3 protein-coding genes are annotated in these 4,470 nt (G+C 74.6%); all 3 read right to left on the bottom strand.

The window, feature by feature from the left end; genetic code table 11:
- Window positions 1-751 (bottom strand): polyprenol monophosphomannose synthase (locus MXD59_RS27160; RefSeq protein WP_248827157.1); only part of this gene is annotated, 751 nt, incomplete at its 3' end.
- A gap of 88 nt (window positions 752-839) precedes the next feature.
- A complete protein-coding gene (gene lnt, locus MXD59_RS25765) occupies window positions 840-2,834 on the bottom strand; it encodes an apolipoprotein N-acyltransferase (protein WP_248827158.1) in 1,995 nt (664 codons plus the stop codon).
- Window positions 2,835-2,946: 112 nt separating this feature from the next.
- Window positions 2,947-4,470, bottom strand: a 1,524-nt coding sequence (locus MXD59_RS25770) for an amidohydrolase (RefSeq protein ID WP_308301784.1), incomplete at its 5' end; no start/stop codon positions are given.

Genomic DNA, 4,470 nt, shown 5'->3' on the forward strand with positions numbered 1-4,470 from the left:
GGGTGGGGGTGGGGCTGGTGGGGCGGGGGGTGGGGCGGCGTCGGGGGTGGGTGAGGGCCCAGAGGCCGACGCGCCAGAAGGCTTCGGCGACGATGGTGTTGCTCATTTTGCTGGTGCCGCGGGCGCGTTCGATGAAGGTGATGGGGACTTCGGTGACGCGGTAGCCGGCGCGCCAGGCCTGCCAGGCGAGGTCGACCTGGAAGCAGTAGCCCTGGCTGGCGATGCGGGTGAGGTCGCGGGCGCGCAGGACGTCGGCGCGGTAGGCGCGGTAGCCGGCGGTGGCGTCACGCAGCGGCATGCCGAGGGCGGCGCGGACGTACAGGTTGGCGCCGCGGGAGAGCAGGAGGCGGCGTCGGGGCCAGTTGTGGACCTCTCCCCCGGGTATCCAGCGGGCGCCGATGGCGAGGTCGGCGTGGGTGAGGGCGGCGAGCAGGCGGGGTAGTTGTTCGGGTTGGTGGGAGCCGTCGGCGTCCATTTCGACGATGACGGTGTAGCCGTGTTGGAGGGCCCAGGTGAAGCCGGCGATGTAGGCGGTGCCGAGGCCGGATTTCTCGGTGCGGTGCAGGACGTGGATGTGGGGGTCGGTGGCGGCGAGGGTGTCGGCGATCTGGCCGGTGCCGTCGGGGCTGGCGTCGTCGATGACGAGCAGGTCGACGGTGGGGTTGGCGGTGCGCAGCCGGCGGGCGGTGTCGGGGAGGTTGTCCCGCTCGTTGTAGGTGGGGATGCAGACGACGACGCTGTGGTGATCCACGCGGTTCCTCTCCGTTTCGGGGGGCATGTCCGAGTGCCCGGTGCTGCGGGTGCGCCGTGTGCCGGTGTGGGGCTGGTCGCGGGGTCGGTCAGGTGGTGCCGGCTGGTGTGGTGCGGGTGGTGCGGGTGGTGCGGCGTAGCGCTCCCGCCATCATGGCGCCCAGGGCGAGGGTGAGCAGCACCGCCTCGGGGAGGATGCCGGCGCGGTCGGCGAGGGTGCGGCTGGTGCGCAGCGGCAGGGTGGCGGTCAGGACGGCGGGTTGGTAGAGGCCGCTTTGGGCGACGATGGTGCCGTCGGGGGTGATGAGGGCGCTTTGTCCGCTGGTGGAGACCTGGATGGTGGTGCGGGCGTGTTCGACGGCGCGGAGGCGGGACATGGCGAGTTGCTGTTGGCTTTCGCCGTTGCGTCCGAAGGAGGCGTTGTTGGTCTGGATGACGAGGAGTTCGGCGCCGTGGTTGACGGTGTCGCGGACGAGGGTGTCGTAGGCGACTTCGAAGCAGATGACGTCGCCGATGGTGGTGCCGGCGGCGGGGAGGGTGCCGACGGTGGTGCCGTGGACGAAGTCGCTGGGCATGTCGTCGGCGAAGCGTGTGATGAGGGTGGTGAGCAGGGCGCGGCCGGGGAGGTATTCGGCGAAGGGGACGGGATGGCGTTTGACGTACATGTGGCCGGTGAAGCCGTTTTCGGTCCAGATCATGCCGGCGTTGCGGACGTGGCCTGGTCCGGGTCCGTCGAGGACGGCGCCGACGAGCAGGGGTGCTTTGGCGGTGCGGGCGGCGTCGCGTAGGGCGGTGGCGACGGTGGGGTCGAGCAGGGGGTCGAGGTCGGAGCTGTTCTCGGGCCAGAGGACGAGGTCGGGTTGGGGGGTGCGGCCGGCGGTGACGTCGGCGGCGAGGCGTTGGGTCTGGGTGAGGTGGTTGGTGGTGACCTGGAAGGCGCGGCCGAGGGCGTGGATGCCGCCGTCGGTGGTGACGTTGCCCTGGATGGCGGCGATGGTGCGGGTGCCGTGTTCGGGGTTGGTGGGGAGGGGGATGAGGTGGCCGGTGAGGGTGAGGGTGAGGGTGGCGAGCAGGGGTGCGGCGAGACGGGTGGCGGTGGTGCGGCGGCGGGTGGGGGGTGCGGGTGGGGGTGTGGCGCGGCGGGTGCGGGTGGGCCGGGCGCTGTGGGCGGTGAGGGTGGTGTGGGCGAGGAGGGCGCCGAGGGTGGCGACGGTGGCGGTGAGCAGGGGTGCGCCGCCGAGGGCGACCAGCGGGGTGAGGGGGCTGTGGGACTGGGTGAAGGCGAGTCGTCCCCAGGGGAAGCCGCCGAAGGGGGCGCGGCCGCGGAGGGCTTCGTCGGCGGCCCAGACGGCGCCGGTGGCCAGGGCGGGCCAGGGGGCGGGTAGGCGCCAGACGAGGGTGGTGGCGGGGGCGGTGAGGGCGAGGATGGCGGCTTCGGCGAGGGCGAGGACGATCCAGGCGTCGGCGCCGACGAAGGAGACGAAGCGTAGGAGGGGGAGGAAGAAGCCGAGGCCGAACAGGAGGCCGAGGGTGTAGCTGGCGCGGAGGCGTCGGTGGCGGACGGTGAGGGTGAGCAGGGTGATGGCCAGGGGTGCGAGGGGCCAGGCGCCGACGGGTGGGGTGGCGAGGTAGAGCAGGACGCCGCCGGTGAGGGCGGTCAGGGCGGGTGGGGTGCGCCGGCGCAGGGTGGCGCGGCGGGTGGGCCTCTCCCCCGTGGTCGGCGGTGGTGTGTCGGTCTGTGCGGTGCTGGTGGTGTTCTCGATCGTGTCGGTGGCTGGTTGTCTGGGCTCGGGTGCCCGGCTGGTCGGTTGTGCGGGTGCGGGTGCGGGTGGGTCTGTGGCTGGTGGTGTCGCGCCGGGTGTGTGCGGGGTTTCGGGTGCGTGGACGGGCCGCTCCCCCGTGGCGGGTGGTGGGGCGGGGTGGTCGGCGTCTGGTTGCGCTGTTTCCGGCGGTGGCGCGGTGTCGCTGGGGGGCTGTGCGGTGGGCTGCGCCGGGATGGTGTCGGCGGCCGGGGTGGCGGGTGTGGGGGCGGGGTCGCCGTCCACCGGGGTTGTGGTGCGGGGGTGGGCCGGCGTCGCTGTCACCGGACCAGTTTCGGTCATGACGGGTGTGCTGGCGACGGCGGCTGCCGGGTGTGGCGCGTGGGTGGGCTGTGGGCCGGCGCCTGGGGTGGGGGTGGGCCGCGGCTGGCGGGGTTCAGGTGAGGGTGTCGTGCAGGATCTGGCCGCGCAGGACGGTGCGGTGGCAGGTGGGGGTGGGTGCGGTCGGGTGGGGCAGGGCGGTGGGGTGTGCGCTGGTGGTGGGGTGGGTCCAGATGGCGTAGGTGGCGGGGTGGCCGGGGGCGAGGGTGCCGTGGCCGTCGTGGTCGGCGTGGGCGGCGTACCAGCCGCCGCGGGTGGCAGCGTCCAGGGCGGTGTGGGGGTGCAGGCGGGCGGTGGGGGTGTGGTGGGTGGTGGCGGCGTGGACGGCGCCCCAGGGGTCGAGGGGGGTGACGGGGGCGTCGGAGCCGAAGGCGAGGGGGATGCCGGCGCGGGTGAGGGTGGCGTAGGGGTTGAGGGTGGCGGCGCGGGTGGGTCCCAGGCGGGTGGTGTAGAGGTTGTGGGGGCCGCCCCAGCGGGCGTCGAAGGCGGGTTGGGTGGAGATGACCAGGCCGAGGGCGGCGATGCGGGGCAGGTGCGCGGGGGTGATCATTTCGGCGTGTTCGAGGCGGTGGCGGGCGGTGGTGAGGGTGTGGCGTCGGTGGGGTCCGAGGTGGGTGGCGGCGGCGTCGAGGCCGTCGAGGACGGTGGTGATGGCGGCGTCGCCGATGGTGTGGAAGCCGGTCTGGCGGCCGGTGGTGGCGCAGGTCAGGGCGATGTCGCGGATGGTGTCGGTGTCCAGGTGCAGGGTGCCGTGGTGGGGGGCGTCGGCGTAGGGGGTGTGCAGGGCGGCGGTGTGGGAGCCCAGGGAGCCGTCGACGAAGGTGTCGCCGCCCCAGCGGGCGCCGAGGGTGTCGGCGGTGGGCAGGTCACCGGCCCAGTAGCCGAGGATGGCGGGGCCGGGGGTGGTGGCGGCGTGGGCGAGCAGGCCGGTGAGGTCGTCGGCGCTGGAGACGTCGGGGCCGGCCATTTCGTGCAGGGCGGCGATGCCGAGGGTGGCGGCGCGGGTGCGGACGGCGTCCCAGGCGGCGTGGCGCTGGCCGGTGGTCAGGGTCGCGTCGGCGGTGCGTCGGGCGTGGTGGTGGGCGTCGCCGGTGACCAGGCCGGTGGGGTGCCAGCCGGGGTGGTCGGCGGCGTGGGCGGCGGCGGCGAGCGCGGTGGAGATGACGGCGGTGTGGCCGTCGACGCGGGCGAGGTAGACGGGGGCGCCGTGGGTGGCGCGGTCGAGGTCGCCTGCGGTGGGGGGTGTGTTCTCGGGCCAGCGGGTCTCGTCCCAGCCGGTGGCGAACAGGGTGTGGTGGCGGTGGTGGCGGGCGTGGGTGGCGAGGGCGTCGAGGGCGGCGGTGCGGGTGGGGCTGGTGGTGAGGTCGAGGCCGGTGAGGGCCAGGCCGGTGGCGGTGGTGTGCAGGTGGGCGTCGACGAAGGCGGGGGTGATCAGGGCGCCGTCGAGGTGCAGGACGGTGTCGGCGGTGCGGGTGGGGGCCTGGTCGTCGGTGCCGATCCAGGTGATGGTGTCGCCGGTGGTGAGCATGGCGGTGGCCGGCGCCGCCGTGGTGGTGGGGGCGGCGGTGGTGGGGTGCGG

Origin of the sequence: Frankia umida (assembly GCF_023242945.1) — a bacterium.
GTDB lineage: Bacteria > Actinomycetota > Actinomycetes > Frankiales > Frankiaceae > Frankia > Frankia umida.